The sequence below is a fragment of the Methylobacter arcticus genome, from assembly GCF_050917435.1.
Lineage (GTDB): Bacteria > Pseudomonadota > Gammaproteobacteria > Methylococcales > Methylomonadaceae > Methylobacter_A > Methylobacter_A titanis.
Genome location: NZ_CP159583.1, coordinates 900,260 through 918,874, shown reverse-complemented (window position 1 = coordinate 918,874; position 18,615 = coordinate 900,260). Strand labels below are relative to the sequence as shown.

At 47.5% G+C, this 18,615-nt stretch carries 16 protein-coding genes; 1 reads left to right on the top strand and 15 read right to left on the bottom strand.

The genetic code is table 11. The features are described from left to right. Nucleotides 1–18: 18 nt before the first annotated feature. The 14 genes from ABXJ76_RS04435 to ABXJ76_RS04370 all read right to left on the bottom strand — a co-directional run bounded on the left by ABXJ76_RS04435 (nucleotide 19) and on the right by ABXJ76_RS04370 (nucleotide 15,867). Nucleotides 19–1,209, bottom strand: coding sequence for an RNA-guided endonuclease InsQ/TnpB family protein (locus ABXJ76_RS04435; protein WP_432744499.1), 1,191 nt, complete (start codon nucleotides 1,207–1,209; stop codon nucleotides 19–21). A 28-nt stretch (nucleotides 1,210–1,237) separates the two neighbouring features. Further along, nucleotides 1,238–2,293, bottom strand: coding sequence for an IS701 family transposase (locus ABXJ76_RS04430; RefSeq protein WP_432744497.1), 1,056 nt, complete (start codon nucleotides 2,291–2,293; stop codon nucleotides 1,238–1,240). A gap of 167 nt (nucleotides 2,294–2,460) precedes the next feature. Further along, nucleotides 2,461–3,858: a ribosome biogenesis GTPase Der gene (gene der, locus ABXJ76_RS04425; protein WP_432744495.1), complete on the bottom strand. Its 1,398-nt coding sequence runs from the start codon at nucleotides 3,856–3,858 to the stop codon at nucleotides 2,461–2,463. Between the two features lie 193 nt (nucleotides 3,859–4,051). After that, the gene (gene bamB / locus ABXJ76_RS04420; RefSeq protein WP_432744492.1) at nucleotides 4,052–5,311 is read right to left on the bottom strand and encodes an outer membrane protein assembly factor BamB; all 1,260 of its coding nucleotides are present in this window, start codon (nucleotides 5,309–5,311) and stop codon (nucleotides 4,052–4,054) included. 11 nt (nucleotides 5,312–5,322) lie between these two features. Further along, nucleotides 5,323–5,952, bottom strand: a complete 630-nt coding sequence (locus tag ABXJ76_RS04415; RefSeq protein ID WP_432746439.1) for a YfgM family protein — start codon at nucleotides 5,950–5,952, stop codon at nucleotides 5,323–5,325. 107 nt (nucleotides 5,953–6,059) lie between these two features. Then, complete coding sequence (hisS, locus tag ABXJ76_RS04410) at nucleotides 6,060–7,334, bottom strand: histidine--tRNA ligase (RefSeq protein ID WP_432744490.1); 1,275 nt, start codon at nucleotides 7,332–7,334, stop codon at nucleotides 6,060–6,062. Nucleotides 7,335–7,466: 132 nt separating this feature from the next. Continuing rightward, entirely contained in the window at nucleotides 7,467–8,204 is a 738-nt protein-coding gene (pilW, locus tag ABXJ76_RS04405) for a type IV pilus biogenesis/stability protein PilW (RefSeq protein ID WP_432744487.1), read from the bottom strand. Nucleotides 8,205–8,217: 13 nt separating this feature from the next. Further along, nucleotides 8,218–9,336 carry a 23S rRNA (adenine(2503)-C(2))-methyltransferase RlmN gene (gene rlmN / locus ABXJ76_RS04400; RefSeq protein ID WP_432744484.1) on the bottom strand — a complete coding sequence of 373 codons (1,119 nt, stop codon included), beginning with the start codon at nucleotides 9,334–9,336 and terminating at the stop codon, nucleotides 8,218–8,220. Beyond that, on the bottom strand, nucleotides 9,311–9,742 hold the full coding sequence (ndk, locus tag ABXJ76_RS04395) for a nucleoside-diphosphate kinase (protein ID WP_432744481.1): 432 nt from the start codon (nucleotides 9,740–9,742) through the stop codon (nucleotides 9,311–9,313). The genes rlmN and ndk overlap by 26 nt, the downstream gene beginning before the upstream one ends. A gap of 86 nt (nucleotides 9,743–9,828) precedes the next feature. After that, on the bottom strand, nucleotides 9,829–10,731 hold the full coding sequence (gene secF / locus ABXJ76_RS04390) for a protein translocase subunit SecF (protein ID WP_432744478.1): 903 nt from the start codon (nucleotides 10,729–10,731) through the stop codon (nucleotides 9,829–9,831). Between the two features lie 91 nt (nucleotides 10,732–10,822). Next, complete coding sequence (gene secD, locus ABXJ76_RS04385; protein WP_432744476.1) at nucleotides 10,823–12,670, bottom strand: protein translocase subunit SecD; 1,848 nt, start codon at nucleotides 12,668–12,670, stop codon at nucleotides 10,823–10,825. 99 nt (nucleotides 12,671–12,769) lie between these two features. Next, entirely contained in the window at nucleotides 12,770–13,120 is a 351-nt protein-coding gene (gene yajC, locus ABXJ76_RS04380; RefSeq protein ID WP_432744473.1) for a preprotein translocase subunit YajC, read from the bottom strand. Nucleotides 13,121–13,172: 52 nt separating this feature from the next. Beyond that, on the bottom strand, nucleotides 13,173–14,288 hold the full coding sequence (gene tgt / locus ABXJ76_RS04375; protein ID WP_432744470.1) for a tRNA guanosine(34) transglycosylase Tgt: 1,116 nt from the start codon (nucleotides 14,286–14,288) through the stop codon (nucleotides 13,173–13,175). A 445-nt stretch (nucleotides 14,289–14,733) separates the two neighbouring features. Further along, nucleotides 14,734–15,867: a GNAT family N-acetyltransferase gene (locus ABXJ76_RS04370; protein ID WP_432744468.1), complete on the bottom strand. Its 1,134-nt coding sequence runs from the start codon at nucleotides 15,865–15,867 to the stop codon at nucleotides 14,734–14,736. Nucleotides 15,868–15,919: 52 nt separating this feature from the next. On the opposite strand from ABXJ76_RS04370, the gene ABXJ76_RS04365 reads away from it, so the two are divergent. Further along, nucleotides 15,920–16,516 carry a DUF938 domain-containing protein gene (locus ABXJ76_RS04365; RefSeq protein ID WP_432744465.1) on the top strand — a complete coding sequence of 199 codons (597 nt, stop codon included), beginning with the start codon at nucleotides 15,920–15,922 and terminating at the stop codon, nucleotides 16,514–16,516. 84 nt (nucleotides 16,517–16,600) lie between these two features. Here the strand turns inward: ABXJ76_RS04365 and htpG are convergent, their stop codons facing one another. Next, complete coding sequence (gene htpG / locus ABXJ76_RS04360) at nucleotides 16,601–18,535, bottom strand: molecular chaperone HtpG (RefSeq protein WP_432744462.1); 1,935 nt, start codon at nucleotides 18,533–18,535, stop codon at nucleotides 16,601–16,603. Nucleotides 18,536–18,615: the final 80 nt, after the last annotated feature.

Sequence of the window (18,615 nt, the reverse complement as noted above, 5' to 3'; positions counted from 1 at the left end):
TTAGTGAATTACCCCGACCTAAAGGACGGGGCTTCTAACGTCAACGGCACGAGCAAGAACAAAGGAGTTACGTCCCCTGACTTGGCTAACAGTGCCTCGGTTAGCAGTACCGGCGATTCCCGCCGCTATCATTCGTTGCGCTTCATTGCGAATGTTCTGGGCGGCGTTTATATCCCTGTCATGCAGGGAACCGCACTGATCACACCGCCATGAGTGGATAGCCAAAGGCATTGAGGATTGAACATGCAGGCAACACGAGCAAGCTTTAGAGCTCGGAAAGAAGCGATTGACTTCTATGTATCCCTTGCCTGCTTGTTCAGCCTTGTATTTGAGCATCGTGGTGAATACTCCCCAACCTGCATCACCGATGGCTTTAGCCAAACAATGATTCCTCATCATACCATTGACATGCAAATCCTCGACGGCGATCACTTGGTTTTCGTTCACCAGCCGACGGGAAAGTTTATGCAGATAGTCTTTGCGGGCGTTTGCTACCCGCTCATGCGCTTTTGCTACCAGCAATCGCGCTTTTTTCCGGGTGTTGCTGCCTTTTACCTTGAGCGAAAGCTTTTGCTGCTTCCGTTTCAGGTTCTTTTGTGCTTTGGCTACATGCTTCGGATTATCGAACTTAGAACCGTCACTGGTAATAGCGAGATGCGTCAAGCCGATATCAATGCCCACTATGTTGCCGTCGAAAGAAATCGGCCGTGCATCCAGTCCGTTTTCAGTCAGGATAGAGGCAAAGTATTTTCCCGTTGGCGTTTTACTGAGGGTGACCGTTTTTATTGTTCCAACAATTTCACGATGCACAACGGCTTTGACGTGGCCGATCTTGGGCAGGAAAATTTTTCTACCCTCGACGATCCTCACGCCTTGCGGGTATTGGATGGTTTGCTTGTCGTGCTTGGACTTGAAAGTTGGGTACGCTGCACGACGCTCAAAGAAGTTCACGAAGGCGCGGGACAGGTTCAAGCAGACAGCTTGCAAGACTTGGCTATGGGTTTCACCCAGCCAGTCAACCGTTTGTTTGAGTGCGGGTAACCTATTGTTCAAAGCAAAATGCCCCAAGCCTTTACCCGTCTCTTGGTAAGTTTTCTGGCTTTCGTTGAGACTGTTATTCCACAACCACCGCGCACAACCGAACGCTTTAGCCAGTTTTTCAGCTTGCTTGGTGTCTGGATAAAGGCGTATTTTAGTGGCTGCTATCATGTCTCTGCAGTAAATTATATAACTGATGTTACGCAGCCAGTAATTTTTGCAACTCTTCATAAGCTATCTGGTTCGCTTTGATAAACAGCTTAGTTCTTAGCGCAAAATGATTGGCCTTGTGTTTTATCTTCAGACATTCCAGCTTGAACACCGCATAGATCGACATGAAGACATGGTTGTTCTGGGTAGTGACCGTACGGGTTGGTGACTTTGCCAACCCCGCATTGGATTTTAATGACTTGTGGAACTCCTCAACTTTCCACCGTTTTTGGTAGATCGTGGCGGCTTGTTCGCCATTGCACGCTAAATCACTGCATACCAGATTCAATAGGCCGATGCTGCCGTCTTTGTTTGTAAAGACCCGGCGGACGAAAAGCACCTCATGAGGAAAACCTTTCATCCAACCGCGCACCGCCTGCTGATCCGCCAATTCCAGCTGACTGATCCGTACAAAACGGCCTTCTTTCTTGTCGTCTTCTGTTAAAGCCACCAAGCGGTTATCCTTTAGGGCGCTGATGAAGTGCTTGTCTTTTTTCAGGATGAACTCAAAGTTTTCCTTGCTGGCAAACCAACTGTCTGTCAACACATAGCGGAACTTGATGGCATTCGCCACACTGGTCGCTATCATCTCCCGCATCAGCTCATTTTTGGTGAACTCACTGGTCCGCTTGACCTTGCGGGTCTTCACATCACTGAACTGGTAAGGCTTGCGCACCACTTCAAAGGCGACGGGAATTGAAACTTCCCCACTATAGTATAGGGCGTTCAGCAAATTGATTCCTTTGACCGAACGCCCTTTGCAGTGATCAAAGTGCCAGCACATGATTTCGTTCTCATCCGTCCAGGCCTTCTCCTGAATGGTATCGTCAAATATCAGGCAACCATCTTCCTGTTCTATCTGGCGTACTGTCGCTTTAACTTGCCCCCACAGGTCTTTGGAGGTAAATGCTTTCGATGCCAGAAAACGCGTCATCTGGTCATGGCTTATATCCCCTTCCATCATTGCCGACAATCCGGTCGCCGTCGCAAACCCGTTATTGCAGATCAGGTAGTCTGTGTATAATTCTAGTTTTATTTTTTCCATCCCGAAATAATACGCTTTTTGAAGGGTGGGTGCGTAACATCAGTTATATAACCTTAAAGTCAAGGGCAAGCTTACCCCCCACCTGAAGGAAGGGGTTTTACGTGCAAACTGATAACAGGCAAAGGACGAAAGGCAAAAAACACAGCCCTCACCCTTTGCCTTGCATTTTAATCCTTCTTCTTGCTTTTTGCCCGCTTCATCAAGCGCTCACGCTTCTTTACCTGCCATTCGGTCATTTTTCTCTTTTGCCCGTGAAAGGGATTAACCGGCGATTTGAACACTAAGCGTATCGGCGTGCCGACCAAACTCATTTTGTCACGGTAGTAGTTCATTAAATAGCGTTTGTAAGACTCGGGCAGGACATCGGTTTGTACGCCATGAATCACCACAACAGGCGGATTTCTGCCGCCCTGATGGGCGTATTTGAGCTTAATACGCCGCGTATTCACTATCGGCGGTTGATGCGCGGTTGTCGCTTCTTTTAAGATTCGGGTCAACACCGGCGTAGACATATCGAGCATTGCCGCTGCATACAATTGCTGCACGACATCAAACATTTTGCCGACACCACTGCCATGCAACGCAGAAATCGGGTGTTTTTCCGCAAACTCAAGAAAAGACAGTTTGATATCGAGTTGCCGGTTAATGGTAACTTTTTGCTCGGCAGTGATGCCGTCCCATTTGTTCAGGCCGATAATCAAGGCTCTTCCGGCTTCCAATACCAGACCTAATAAATGCGCGTCCTGATCGGTGATACCTTCTTGGGCATCAATCAGGTAGATGACGACATTGGATTTTTCAATCGCCTGCAGCGATTTAATGACGCTGAATTTTTCAATAGTCTCGGATATTTTGGATCTTCTGCGCATTCCGGCGGTATCGACCAAGGTGAACAGCTTGCCATTGCGCTCAAAAGGGATGTAGATACTGTCGCGCGTCGTGCCCGGTTCATCATAGACGATAACCCGTTCTTCGCCCAACAGGCGATTGACCAGGGTTGATTTGCCGACATTGGGTCTTCCGACCACAGCGATGCCGATTCCCCCATGTTGCTCTTCCTCGTCACTAGCGTCCGGCGGCAACAGTTCGTTAACTTTTTGCAGCAATTCAGGTATGCCTCTGCCGTGGGAGGCGGCGATTTGTACCGGTTCGCCCAACGCCAGCGAATAAAAATCGGTGCTAGCGAGACTGGCATCAAGGCCGTCAACCTTGTTGGTGACCAATATAATCGGCTTTTGCAGCTTTCTCAGGGTATCGGCAATGACCTTGTCGGAAGCGCTCAGGCCTTCTCGTGCGTCAACCATAAAGAATACGATGTCCGCCTCTTCCAGCGCGACCTGCACCTGTTTTCTGGCAAAGCTTTCTATGCCTTCGGCGTCATCGGCTATACCGCCGGTATCGACGACTAGGCAGGGACGATCGCCCAGCTTTACCCGACCGTATTGCCGATCCCGGGTTAATCCTGAAAAATCCGCAACCAGAGCATCGCGGCTGCGCGTTAAATAATTAAATAATGTGGACTTGCCCACATTGGGTCGCCCTACTAGGGCTATTACAGGTAACATATCAACTCAAAAGTTAAAAAATTGAACGTGGATGACGCAGATGAATAGGATAAACACAGATAAAATAGAAATAACACAGAGGAACAATGCGAAAGGCAAAGGGCGAAAGATGGTTTTTTCGCCCTTTGCCCTTCGCCTTTTTTATCCGTTTAAATCCGTATCATCCGCGTTCCAGTATAAAATTGGTATTTTTTTATCGGACTTTTAAAGCGGCCAGGGTGCCGTCTTTTGCATAAACATAAATAGTATTATCTACCACGATTGGCTGGGCATCAATTGGGCCGTCGGTCACTTGTACGCGACCTAGTTGCCTGCCATCGGCACTGGACAACCAATGCACATAACCTTCAAGATCGCCCACTACCACATAATTTTCATAGACGGCGGGAGCGGTTAATCTTCTTTGATGTAAATCCTTTTGTTTCCACAAGGATGCACCGCTACGCTGATCCAGTTGCATGACATGACTTTGGGAATCTGCCAGGTACAAGTACCGATAGTCGTTACTCAAACCGGAATGCGACGAAATGCTTTCATTGCGCCACAGCACATCGCCATCGACTTCCGAAATAGCGGCTATGCCGCCCTGATAACTGGCAACGTAAATCACCCCGTTAATGGCGATAGGATCGACATCCAGATCAACCAGCCGTTCAATCTCAGACCGCCCCTTGGGAATGGCAATGCTGGTTTCCCACGCATATTTGCCGTCAATCAGGCGCAAAGCCATGAGTTTTCCGCTGTCGTAACCGCCGATTACCTTATCTTCAACAATCAACGGCGATCCGGTTCCGCGTACACTTAATGCAGGTACGGCGTGCTCATAACTCCACAGCTTGCCGCCGGCCTTTTCATCAAGAGCGATCACCGCGCCATCCGTGGTGCGCACTATAACAATATGATTGGCGATAACCGGCACCGAAAGCACTTCGCTGGATACTGCGACTTGCCACAATACCGCTCCGGTTTCAATATTTAAGGCAACGACTTCGGCATCGCTGGAGCCCAAAATCACGGTGCCTTCGCCCAGCCCCGGTCCACCGGAAAAAGGCACCTCGGTTTCAGTCTCCCAAAGCAAATCACCGGTCGTCAGGCTTCTGGCTTGCACCACGCCCTCACGATCCGCCGCCAGTATTTTTCCGCTGCCGATGACGGGTATCAATTTTAACGATTGCTCGTCAGCACCTACCCCCACCGATTCCTTCCAGATGACATCGATCTGAATTTCAGGGGCGTACTCCACCAGGAGACTCGGAGGTGCCGTATTATCTTCACCGCCGCTAAAGTAATCGGTAATGCCGGAAATAGATTCACCCAAGGTATCAATAGCCGTACAGCCAGTTAATACGGTGATAGCAACGAAGGCACAGGGCAGAAAGCAAAAGGCGAAAAAACCTTTCGTCTTGCGCCTTTTGCCTTTCGCCTGACTCACATAGCTTGAATAGTTACTCATTATTTTTAAGTTTATAGCTTTTCTTGAGCGGTCAGATCATCGATTTTGAACTGTAACAACGGTGACTGTTGGCCAGCTCTTAAGGCATTCTGATACGAAGTACGGGCCTCATCCAAGCGATCCAGAGCTACGTACAAATCACCGACTAATTCATCATAATTAGCTGAATAGCTAACTGCCGTTTTGGCATCGACATCATTAATTATCTGTAAACCCTGTTCATATTCACCGGTAGCAAGCATTAGGCGTACCAGCCTTATCTTGGCGACATTACTCAGATGCTTATTCGACTCTGCCGCAACCGTTTTCAAAATTTGCTTTGCTGCGGCGAAATCACCTTGCTCGGACTTTAATTTGGCCTGCAATAAACTACTGAATGCCGCATATTCGGAACCTTTAAATTGCTCCCGCATACTTTCAGCCAGTTTGTCCACTGTGTCTTTTTTACCCTCGTCCAGTGCTTTTAGTAATTGACTATAAGCTACGGAAGCTTGCGCCGCCTGCTCTTTTTTATGATCCTGCCAATAATTCCAACCCAGAATAATGACAATACCCATAACCAAACCGACGATGATAGAGATTGAGTTTTCTTTCCACCATCTTTTTAAGGCTTCAACCTGTTCTTCTTCTGTATCGTACATTTCCACTTGTTTTTCTCTTGTTTGATGTTTAAAAATGGCGAAAGGCGAAAAGCAAAGGGCGAAAGGTACAATTTTTTGCCCTTTGCTTTTCGCCTTTTAAACCCATGTTATCGGTGTTCTATCAAAAACTCAACCGCCTGCTGCTGAGTCATATTCTGCTGTTCTTGCTCATTATTACGTAGCGGTTTGACGCTGACCTCACCGCGGCTGACTTCATCGTCGCCAAGAATGATCGCAAATTCGGCACCGCTTTTGTCGGCTTTTTTAAACTGACTTTTAAAACTGCCTCCGCCGCAATTCACCTGCAATTTCAAACCGGGTATTTCATCCCTGATAGCCTCGGCAAAACGCATGCCTTCTTGTTCAGCGGCTTCGCCGACACGGATCATATACACATCGACGGGGCTTGCAAGCTGCACATTAGCCAATGTTTCCATCAACGCCAATAAGCGCTCAATACCCATCGCAAAACCGACCGCATGATTCGGCTTGCCGCCCAGTTGTTCTATCAGTCCGTCATAACGCCCGCCGGCGCAGACAGTGCCTTGAGATCCCAGTTCGTCGGTGACCCATTCAAAAACAGTCTTGCTGTAATAATCCAGGCCGCGTACTAATCGGGAGTTAAGCTCGTAGCTTATGCCTAAATCATCCAATATCGTGGTGATCGCGTTAAAATGCTGGCGGCTGTCATCGCCCAGATAATCGGTCAATTCCGGTGCGTTGGCGACAAGCCGCTGCATCGCCGGATTTTTGGTATCCAGAATTCGCAGCGGATTCGTCTTTAGTCGACGCAAACTGTCTTCATCCAACTGTTCCAAATGGCCTTGAAAATAGTTAACCAGCGTTTCGCGATATACCATGCGCTCAGGCATAGTGCCCAAGGAATTAAGCTGTAGACGCACCTTATCGCGGATGCCCAGCTTTTTCCACAGCCGATCCATCAGCAAAATCAATTCCGCATCAATATCGGGACCTGCCATGCCGTAGGTTTCGACGCCGAGTTGAAAAAACTGGCGATAACGGCCTTTTTGCGGGCGCTCATGTCGATACATTGGGCCGTAATACCATAACCGGTGTACCTGATTGTGTAACAAACCGTGTTCAAGACAGGCTCTAAGACAACCGGCAGTACCTTCGGGCCGCAAGGTTAAGGAGTCGCCGTTCCGATCATCAAAGGTATACATTTCTTTTTCGACGATGTCGGTTACTTCGCCGATTGAACGCTTGAAAAGTTCAGTTTTTTCGACGATAGGCAGCCGTATTTCACTGTAACCATAAGCGCCGAGTATGTCTCTGATGCAAAGTTCTATATATTGCCAGAGCGGTGTCTGTTCAGGAAGCACATCGTGCATCCCGCGAATTGCTTGAATATTATCGGCCATATTTAAATAGGGTTGATGTCACGGATTTAAATAACTTCTCATTAATAAGAGGTAAACCTACAAAAAACAAAACGAGGCAAAAGACGAAAGGCAAAAAAACACAGCCTTCGCCCCTTGCCTTTCGTCTTTTAATTAAAAACCGTTAAGTTCTAAAATTTTCTTTGCTTCAGTTGAAAGCGGGAATTTTTCCAGTAACAAGTTTTTATATTGCTTGGACAGCTCTTTATTGCCCAGTGCCCGTTCGGCTTGCGCAGCAAACCATAAGGTTTCCGAGGTATGTTCCGCAACACCCAAATAGCGCTGCAAAAAACCTTTTGCCGCCCAAAAATCGCTTTTTTCATAAGCCATTTTCTGCATTTCCGCTAATGCCGGCGCGTAGGTTTTATTAAATTGCAATGCTTGCCTGAAATAATTCTCGGCTTGCTGTTTTTGCCCCATGCCCAGTTGGCAACGTCCGGCATTGGTTAATGCTAACCATTGTCTATCGTTTAGTGGATTTGAACCCGCCTCAGACAATAACGCCATGCCGTCTTCAAGCTCACCATGTTCACAGAGAAAACGACCCAAATTATTTTTCACCGCCAAGTCATCAGGCGTCAAATTCAGGGCCATCTCATAATGATCTTTGGCTTTATCGGGTTGATTTAATTTTTCATACAAAAAAGCCAGGGCATTATGCGCCTGTGCATTATCCGAGTTATTTTTTAATGCAAGCAGCAAATTTTCCTTGGCCAGCTCCAGCTTATTCATGCTGAGATAGCGCACCCCCAACTGCAAATGTATATCGCCGGCATCATCGTGCTTAGCGTTGCTCGCCGAACCACAGGCAACCAACATCACAGCAAGCAGGACCGGTGTAAATCGATTCAACTTTTTTGATGCCTCAAGCTGCACCTGCACGTTCGGAACCTACCGCATGGAGTTTTAAGTGCCTCCGACTTTTATCCTGAACTTGCCCTACCAGCTGACCGCAGGCCGCATCAATATCTTCGCCTCGCGTCTTTCTGACCGTGGTGATTATACCGGCGTCAGTTAACAGCGTTTTAAACCGGTTGATCGTTTCACTGTTTGAACAGCGGTAAGACGATGAGGGAAACGGGTTAAACGGTATTAAATTGACTTTTGACGGCACCGTTTTTAACAGTTTGATCAATCCCCGTGCATCCTGCAGCGAGTCATTAATGCCATCCAGCATCACGTATTCAAAGGTGACGGTGCGGCGCGGCGCTATCTTGGCATTATCCCGGCACGCCTCCATTAATTCCTTCAATGGGTATTTTTTATTGATAGGAACCAGCTCATCCCTTAATTCATCGGTCACTGCATGTAACGACACCGCAAGGCTGACATCGCATTCCTGAGTTAACCGGTACATGGCAGGCACTACGCCCGAGGTGCTGACGGTCACCCGGCGCTTGGACAGCCCGAAGGTGAAATCATCCATCATCAGATTCATCGCCGCGACTGCATTGTTAAAATTAAGCAGCGGTTCGCCCATGCCCATCATCACAACATTAGTGATGCGTTTTTCTGCGCCCAAACGTTTTTGCGCAACGATTAACTGCCCGATAATTTCTGATGTGCTCAGGTTACGATTAAAGCCTTGCTGAGCCGTAGAACAAAAGGTACAAGCTAATGCACAACCGATTTGCGAGGAGACGCATAAGGTGCCGCGCCCTTCTTCCGGAATAAAAACCGTTTCTATCCGGTTGCCGCAATGGGTTTGAACCACCCATTTACGCGTACCGTCTGTGGCGATTTTTTCCAGCACGATTTCCGGCGTGGCAATATAACAATTTTCGCTTAAATAAGTACGCAACGACTTGCTCAAATTGGTCATCAGCTCGAAGTCTTCGACCCCTTCCTGATAGATCCATTTGAGCAATTGGGTCGCCCGGAACGGTTTTTCGCCTAAGCCGACAAAAAAGGCCGCAAGGCCTTTTCTGTCGAAATCGAGCAAATTAATGGTTTTGGTATTAACGGGTTCTAGCACAGAGTTCATTGTCTGAGAAAAAGTAAGCAATTTCCCTTTGGGCGGTTTCGACTGCATCGGATCCGTGTACAGCGTTTTCATCGATACTGCTGGCGAAATCGGCGCGGATAGTACCCGCAGCGGCTTCTTTCGGGTTGGTAGCGCCCATGATGTCGCGATGCTTAAGAACCGCGTTTTCGCCTTCCAGCACTTGCATGATCACAGGACCTGAAATCATAAATGCAACCAAATCATTAAAAAAACCGCGCTCGCTGTGTTCTGCGTAAAAACCTTCGGCTTGTTCTTTAGTCAAATGCAGCATTTTTGCGGCAACGATCTTTAAATCGTTCTTTTCAAAACGACTGTAAATTTCGCCGATTACGTTTTTTGCTACTGCGTCAGGTTTAATGATTGAGAAAGTGCGTTCTATCGCCATTTTTTAAAGCTCCAATTGTGAATAAATGTTGTTAAGCGGCCGATTATACCTGATCAGCCGCTGTATTTTAAAAATACCTGATCCGGTTAAGGCCTGTTATCCAGTTCTGCGCCTTCTTTTACCGGGATCATCAAATCCTCTGGACTGAGACCCAACAGCAATGCCGCAGGACTGGCGATAAAAATAGAAGAATACGTCCCGAAAAATACGCCGAACAGCAGCACAATGGCAAAGTTATGTATTACTTCTCCACCCAAAAAGAACAACGAAACCAGTACCAGCAATACTGTCACCGAAGTCATGATGGTTCGGCTTAAGGTGACATTAATCGAAATATTCATGATGTCCTCGGTCGATTTATTTCTTAAGGCCCGGAAGTTTTCGCGGATACGGTCATAAACCACGATGGTATCGTTCAGCGAATAACCGATCAGCGCAAGAACTGCGGCCAATACCGTCAGATCAAACTCCAGTCCTAACACAGAAAATAATCCCAGCGTCACAATGACATCATGCAACGTCGCTATGATCGCACCGACCGAGAACTTCCATTCAAAACGCCAGGCAATGTAAATCAAAATGCATATCGTTGAATACAACATCGCCAAAAAACCGTCCTCAGCCAGATCGTCACCGACCTGGGGACCGACAAATTCAACGCGGCGTACGCTGGCTGGTTCTGCGGTATTTTTGTTGATAGCCTCAAGTACTTTAGCGCTTAATTCGGCGCTGCTGACCCCTTCTTGCGGCTTCAGGCGAATCAGGACGTCTGTTGCGGTGCCGAAATTCTGCACCGTGGCATCGCTAAAACCTTCAGTATCCAACGTGTTGCGCAGCACGGTTAAATCGGCAGGTTTTTGATAGCCCACTTCGATTAGTGTACCGCCGGTAAAATCGATGCCCATCTGAAAACCGTGTACGGCAATCGACACTATCGAAAGAATCGTCAACACAGCGGAAAATATCAGCGCTATGTTTCGGTTCCCCATAAAATTTATATCTTTTTTAAACATATTTGATCTTCTATGTAAAAGTCATGGTGGCCGGGATCAGCCAAAAGCGTGTCACCCGGCATTTTTACTAAATAGATAACTTCTCAACCCTGCGGTTACCATACATCCAGTTAATAACCATCCGCGTACCGGTAATTGCCGTAAACATCGATGACAAAATCCCGATAATCAGCGTCACCGCAAAACCTTTAACGGAGCCGGTTCCGTAAGCAAACAACACCACCGCCACCACAAGATTGGTGAAGTGGGAGTCCAGAATGGTGGCAAAGGCTTTCTCATAGCCGATAAATATAGCGGCTTGCGGCGTATTTCCATTTTTGAGTTCTTCTTTAATCCGCTCGAAGATCAATACGTTGGCGTCAACCGACATACCCACGGTCAAAATAATCCCGGCAATGCCCGGCAGCGTTAAGGTTGCTTGCAACATCGACAAAATCGCCACCACAATCACCACGTTAAACGCCAGCGCAAAGTTGGCGATCATGCCGAATAGCCGGTAATAAACCGCCATAAACAGCACTACCAGAGCAAAGCCCACTACAAAAGACAGCATGCCTTTGTCGATGTTATCCTGACCTAAACTTGGCCCCACGGTGCGTTCCTCGACAATATCAACAGGAGCTGCCAGCGCGCCGGCTCTTAGCAATAATGACAGGTTGCGAGCTTCTTCAGGGCTGTCTAAACCGGTTGTTTGAAAGCGATGACTGAAAACACCCTGGATGGTCGCCACGTTGATAACTTTTTCAACCTTCTGTTTATGACGGACTTTTTGGCCGTTCACTACTTTGGTTTCAACTTTATATTCAATGAATACCACCGCCATCGGCTTGCCAATATTAGCCTGGGTCAATTTACCCATTTTGGCTGCGCCAATGCCGTTCAGGGAAATATTCACCGAAGGTCTGCCGTCCTGATCAACGCCGGAAGAGGAATCGACGATTTGATCGCCGGTTACGATAACCCGGCGATCCAGCAGGATCGGATTGCCGTTTCTTTCATAATACAAACGACTGCCGACCGGAACATGGCCTTCGACCGCTTTTTGCACATCGTGTTCCACATCAACCAGACGGTATTCGAGAGTCGCCGTTGTGCCCAAAATTTCCTTGGCACGGTTGGTATCCTGTACGCCGGGCAACTGAACCATGATACGGTTTTCACCCTGTTGCTGAATCACCGGTTCCGCAACACCTAATTCGTTGACGCGATTACGCAAGGTGGTCATATTTTGCGCTACGGCAAATTTCTTAATATCCCGCACTTCTTTTTCAGCAAGCTTCAGCCAGACTTGATCCTGCTCTTTGGGTTCGGTAACCTCCAGCGCGCGAAAATCTTTACCCAGCACCTTCAACAGCGCAGGTTTGTCGTCAGCCGAATTCAGCTTAACCTTAATGAAGCCGCTGTCTTTCGAAACCGATTGATAACGTAATTTTTCGTTTCTTAGCGCCAGCCGCACATCATCGTTGTAACGGTCGTCCGCCTGTTTAACGGCCGCATCCATGTCCACTTCCAGCAGGAAATGCACCCCGCCGCGTAAGTCCAGACCCAGATACATAGCCTCTGCCCCCAAAGCTCTTAGCCAAGCGGGCGTCGTAGGCGCCAGATTTAGTGCAACGTTATAATCGTCGCCCATTTTATCCCTGAGCAAATCCGCCGCTTTCAGTTGATCATCGGCGCTGTTAAACCGGGCTAAAATATGGCCGTCTTTAAACTCAAATGCCTTTATATTAAATCCGGCCGTCTTAATGACAGTCTCGATCTGATTTGCCTGTTCCTGCACCAATTTGGCAGGGTGTGTCGATGACACTTGAACAGAAGGATCGTCGCCGTACAAGTTCGGCAACGCATAAATAACCCCGACCAAAAAAACGATCAGAACCAGTAGGTTTTTCCAAAGTGGGAAACTGTTTTGCATATGCTATTCCAACAATTCAACTATGTCGTAGAGACGTTGCGGACACGAACTTATTCGCGCAGTAGGTTAAAAGGCGCGAATAAATTCGCGCCCACAGCATTAAACTTTAGCGACTTTTTTAGTGATCGCCTTGTAAGTTCCTTTCGGCATCATGCTTTCAATACTGTGACGCTGTACTTGAATAAAAGTATTGTCGCAGATTTCAATTTTTACAAAATTATCATCAAGATCAATAACTTTTCCCAAAATACCGCCCGAAGTAACCACTTCAGAGCCTTTATTTATGGCAGCAACCATGTCCTTCTTTTCTTTGGCTCGCTTGGATTGCGGACGCAAAAACAAAAAGTAAAAAAACACCAATATACCCAGTGGAAACAGCATGCCTTCAATGCCGGGTGATTGGGTGGCGGAATCGGCTGCGGCTACAGCATCAGAAATAAAAAAACTCATGGTTATCCTCGGTGATTTATTATAATTAAAGCGTTGTAAAAAAAGTCCGTCATTATGCCACAGTCGGCATGGATTTTCCTCGTTGTTGGTAAAATTGCTTGACAAAAATATCCAGTTCTCGTCTTTCAATCGCGTCGCGCAAGCTTTGCATCAGGCTCAGATAATAATACAGATTGTGTATGGTATTGAGTCGGGAGCCTAACATTTCCTTACATTTATCCAGATGACGCAGATAGGCCCTGGAATAATTTTGGCAGGTGTAACAGTCGCAGGATTCATCTAATGGCCCGGTATCGAACTCATACTGACTGTTCCTGATTTTGACTACGCCGAAGCTGGTAAAAAGATGGCCGTTGCGGGCATTACGGGTCGGCATCACGCAATCGAACATATCGATACCGCGCCTGACTCCTTCTACCAAATCTTCCGGCGTACCCACTCCCATCAAATAGCGGGGCTTATCGACCGGCATTTTGCTATGCACCACATCCAGCGTCGCCATCATTTCTTCTTTAGGTTCGCCGACCGACAAGCCGCCGATCGCGTAACCGTCAAAACCGATATCCACTAAACCGGCTATCGACTCCTGGCGCAGATGTTCATACATCCCGCCCTGCACAATGCCGAATAAAGCCGACGCATTGCCCTCGTGAGCCGCCTTACTGCGCGCCGCCCAACGCAACGATAAGCGCATCGAATCGGCCGCCTCATGTACCGTCGCCGGATACGGGGTGCATTCATCGAAAATCATCACGATGTCCGAACCCAAATCGCGTTGCACCTGCATTGATTCTTCCGGCCCCATAAAAATGGAACTGCCGTTGATAGGCGATTTGAAGGTCACGCCTTGTTCGGTGATTTTTCGTAACGCGCCCAGACTGAATACCTGAAAGCCGCCGGAATCGGTCAGGATGGGCTTATCCCAATGCATAAAACCATGCAAATCGCCATGCGCCTTGACGACATCGGTACCCGGTCTTAACATCAAGTGAAAGGTATTGCCCAGAATAATTTGCGCGCCGATACCGGTCAGTTCTTCGGGCGACAGCGCCTTAACCGTCCCATAAGTGCCGACCGGCATGAAAATGGGCGTTTCCACGATGCCGCGGGCAAAGGTAAGTTGACCACGCCGCGCATGACCGTCCGTATTGATTAATTTGAAGTCCATAAAAACTTGAGTACATTGATTAAGGCTGGGAATTATCCCGGCTTTTTAAATCAATGTATATGCGAATAAAAGACTTTTGCTCTCACCCGGCTCAGGACGCTGACTCTCTTAATGACCCAAAAAAGAATTTATAACCATCAATTGAGCCTCGATTTCTTAACCATGCAGCCTATCTTCCGCATACAAAACAGTACAGCCCGACTGAAGCGCCGAACTGACGATCATACTTTTCCTCTTACAGCATTACTGTAACAAGGCGGTTTGTTGCGCTACTTTTCGATCCATTTTCATATCGTCACATCCTGAAATAATTAACACCAAAACACAGACATACATAATTACCTTCATTTTCATAAATAACTCCTAACCCTCTATTTTTATTGAATTAGCTATTGACGCTCGCACAACCACAGCGGCTTAGCTAAAGTTATAGCCCATCAACGGTTTACTGCTTGAATGGCAGATAAGTGGCCGCATCCTGCTTATAATGCTGCACGGCTTGTTGTTCTCTGGCTAAAAAATGTTCGATCGCTTTGGCAAACCGGGCATCTTTGATCCAGTGCGCAGAATAGGTGGTGACAGGCTCAAAACCACGCGAAATTTTATGCTCTCCTTGAGCGCCCGAATCAAACCGCTTTAAGCCCTGTTCAATACAATAGTCCAGTCCCTGGTAATAACAGGTTTCAAAATGCAGGCTGTTATATGCTTCATAACAGCCCCAATAGCGACCATACAAGGTATCGCCACCTACAAAACTTAATGCCGCCGCAATAGCGATATCGTCTTTAATCGCCAACACCAGCAGCAAGTGCTCACCCATGGTTGCGGCTATTTGGTGAAAGAACGCCAGATTCAGATAAGGCTGAGAGTCTTTTTTTAAATAGGTCATCGTGTAAAACTGAAAAAATGCCTGCCATTGCAGCTCACTGACATCTGGCCCGGCAATCCGCAATAAATGCACACCCTGCTCGCTGACTCGGCGGCGTTCACGCCTGAGCATTTTGCGTTTACTGGCATTTAAGGTGTGCAAAAAATCATTGAAATCACGGTAACCTTGGTTAAACCAGTGAAATTGCACGCCTTCACGAATACTTAAGCCCAGTGAGCGTAACTGTTCTGCCTGTTGTGGCTCAGGAAACAAGCAATGCCATGAAGAAATGCCCAACTGCTCCGAACGCTGCTGGATAAAAGCCAGCAATACTTGAGTAACTTCCAACGGATCTATCCCTTCCGCTTGAATAACAATACGGGCTCCCTGGCAAGGCGTCAGCGGGATAGCAGTCAACCATTTTGGATAATAATCGATCCCCTGTTGCTGATAAGCCTGGGCCCATTGATGATCAAACACATATTCACCGTAGGAATGCTGCTTAAGATACAGCGGCATAAAAGCCAGCAGTTTATCTTGATCCATTACCAACAAATGCGCCGGCAACCAACCTGTTTGTTCGCAGACAGAACCACTTTGCTCCAGCGCCAATAAAAATTCATGACGCAAAAAAGGATAAGCGTCACCGGCAAGGCGGTTCCAGTCCCCACCATCAACTTGAGCCATGCTATGGATTTGTTTTACTTCCATTTTTAAAAACAGTACAGTGAAAACGACAGAATATCATCAATCTATCAAACCAATGACCCAGAAACCTTTTTCTCAAGCCTGTGAAAACAATAAAGACCCCATTTTACAGGCCATTAGCACCGTTTTTTGTCAGCCAACCACTGTTTGGGAAATCGGCAGCGGTACCGGGCAACATGCCTGTTATTTTGCCAAACACCTCCCGCATGTTGAATGGCAACCTACCGATAAGCCTGAAAATATTCCCGGCATCTGTTTGTGGCAACAAGAAGCGCAACTAGCCAATTTGAAACCGGCATTACCGCTCGATGTCACCGATGCGGTGTGGCCAGGTGAATCAATTGATGCCTTATTTACCGCTAATACGCTGCACATCATGAGCGGGGATGAGGTGCATATATTCTTTGATCGCCTGGCGGCGTACCTCAAGCCCAAAGCCTTAGTGTGTATTTACGGCCCGTTCAACTATAACGGCGCCTATACCAGTGCCAGTAATGCCCAATTTGATCAATGGCTTAAAATCCGAAATACCTTAAGCGGCATTAAAAATATTGAAGATATCTTGTTTTTAGCGACATCCAGAGGCTTTAACCTAATGAATGATATTGCGATGCCTGCCAACAATCGCTTGCTTGTTTTACAAAACAGCTGAGAGCAGGCACACATAATGCGGCCAACAAACCCATCACGCAAAAAAAAGGCTGAATATTCTCCAGCCTTTTTCGTTTGTTAACGCTTAGTGCAGCAAGCCCTGCAATAATCCGTTCAATTTATGCACGAAGGCCGCCGGATCATCCAGTTGTCCGCCTTCACTGAGGATGGCTTGATCGAACAGGATATGGGTCAGATCGGCAAAACGCGCATCATCTTGCTCTTCTTTCATACGGACCACTAAAGGGTGGGTCGGGTTAAGTTCGAAAATCGGCTTTCTGCCCATTCCCATGCCCATACCTTGTCCGGCATCCTTCATGATTCTTTCCATGTTCAGGCTCATGCCGTAAACATCGGCAACCAGACAGGCGGGCGATTCGGTCAAGCGATGGCTCAAGCGCACTTCGCTGACTTTATCGGCCAGCACGTCTTTAATCTGCTTGAGTACCGCTTCAAAGTCCTTATTCACTTCTTCCTGGGCCGCTTTGTCTTCTTCGGCATCCAAAACACCCAAGTCCAGATCGCCTTTAGCGACAGACTGTAGATGCTTGTCGTCAAATTCGTCAAGATTAGACACCAGCCATTCGTCGATACGATCCGATAACAATAGAACTTCAATACCTTTCTTGCGGAAAATCTCCAAATGCGGGCTGTTTTTTGCCGCCGAGAAACTGTCTGCGGTGACATAATAAATCTTGTCCTGCCCTTCTTTCATCCGACTGACATAAGTTTCCAGCGAAACTTCCTGCTTGTCGGTATCGGCATGGGTTGAAGCAAAACGCAGCAATTTGGCGATGCGCGCTTTATTGCCATGATCTTCAATCGGGCCTTCTTTAATGACTTGACCAAACTGAGCCCAGAAAGTCTCGTATTTTTCCGGTTCGGTCTTGGCCAGGTCTTCCAGCATACCCAGTACTTTTTTAACGGCGCCCGATTTGATGGTGCTGATCTGCTTGCTTTGTTGCAGGATTTCCCGCGATACGTTCAGCGGCAGGGAGTTGGCGTCGATAATCCCTCTGATAAAGCGCAGGTAGCGCGGCATTAACTGCTCGGCATCATCGGTAATAAACACTTTGCGTATGTACAGCTTTACGCCGTGTTTGGTGTCTCTGTCCCACATATCGAACGGCGCACGCGACGGCACATAAAGCAGCAAAGCGTATTCATTGGAACCTTCGACTTTGCTGTGCACATGGGTTAACGGGTCTTGAAAATCGTGCCCTACATGCTTGTAAAATTCGTTATACGCCTCATCGGAAATCTCCTGACGGGCTTTGGTCCATAAGGCCGACGCCGAGTTAACCGTCTCTTCGACGATTTCTACCGGCTTTTCCTCTTCTTCGCCTTCTTCAGCACCCATAGACGGCATGACTTCTTTGTCCATCACGATAGGCAAGGAAATATGATCGGAGAATTTTCTGACGATAGAGCGGATGCGATAGCCGTCCATGAACTCGCTTTCGGACTCTTTCATATGCAGGACGATTTCGGTGCCGCGTTGGGCTTTTTCTACCGATTCCAGCGTGTAATCGCCTTCGCCAGCCGATTCCCAGCGTACGCCGGCACTCTTGTCGGCACCGGCCTTGCGGGTGGTTAAAGTCACTTTATCGGCAACGATAAACGCCGAATAAAAACCCACGCCGAACTGGCCGATCAATTCGCTGTCTTTGGCTTGATCGCCGGTTAAGGCTTGAAAAAACTGTTTGGTGCCTGATTTGGCAATGGTGCCGATATGCTCCTGGACTTCGGCCCGGGTCATGCCGATACCGTTATCGATAACGGTAATGGTGCGTTTTTCTTTATCGTATTCCAGACGAATTTTCAGCTCGCTATCGCCTTCATACAAGCCATCATTAGACAGCGCCTCAAAGCGCAGTTTGTCCGCCGCATCCGACGCATTGGAAATCAGTTCCCGTAAGAAGATTTCCTTGTTACTGTATAATGAATGAATCATTAAATGCAGCAGGTGTTTTACTTCAGTTTCAAAGCCTAAGGTTTCTTTTTTTGCTTCAACAGTCATTTTTACTAATCCTGATTAATTATAAGATATACGCCGATGTGGGGACGCATTGGGTTTTTTCAAGCCCAAAATATAAGGTT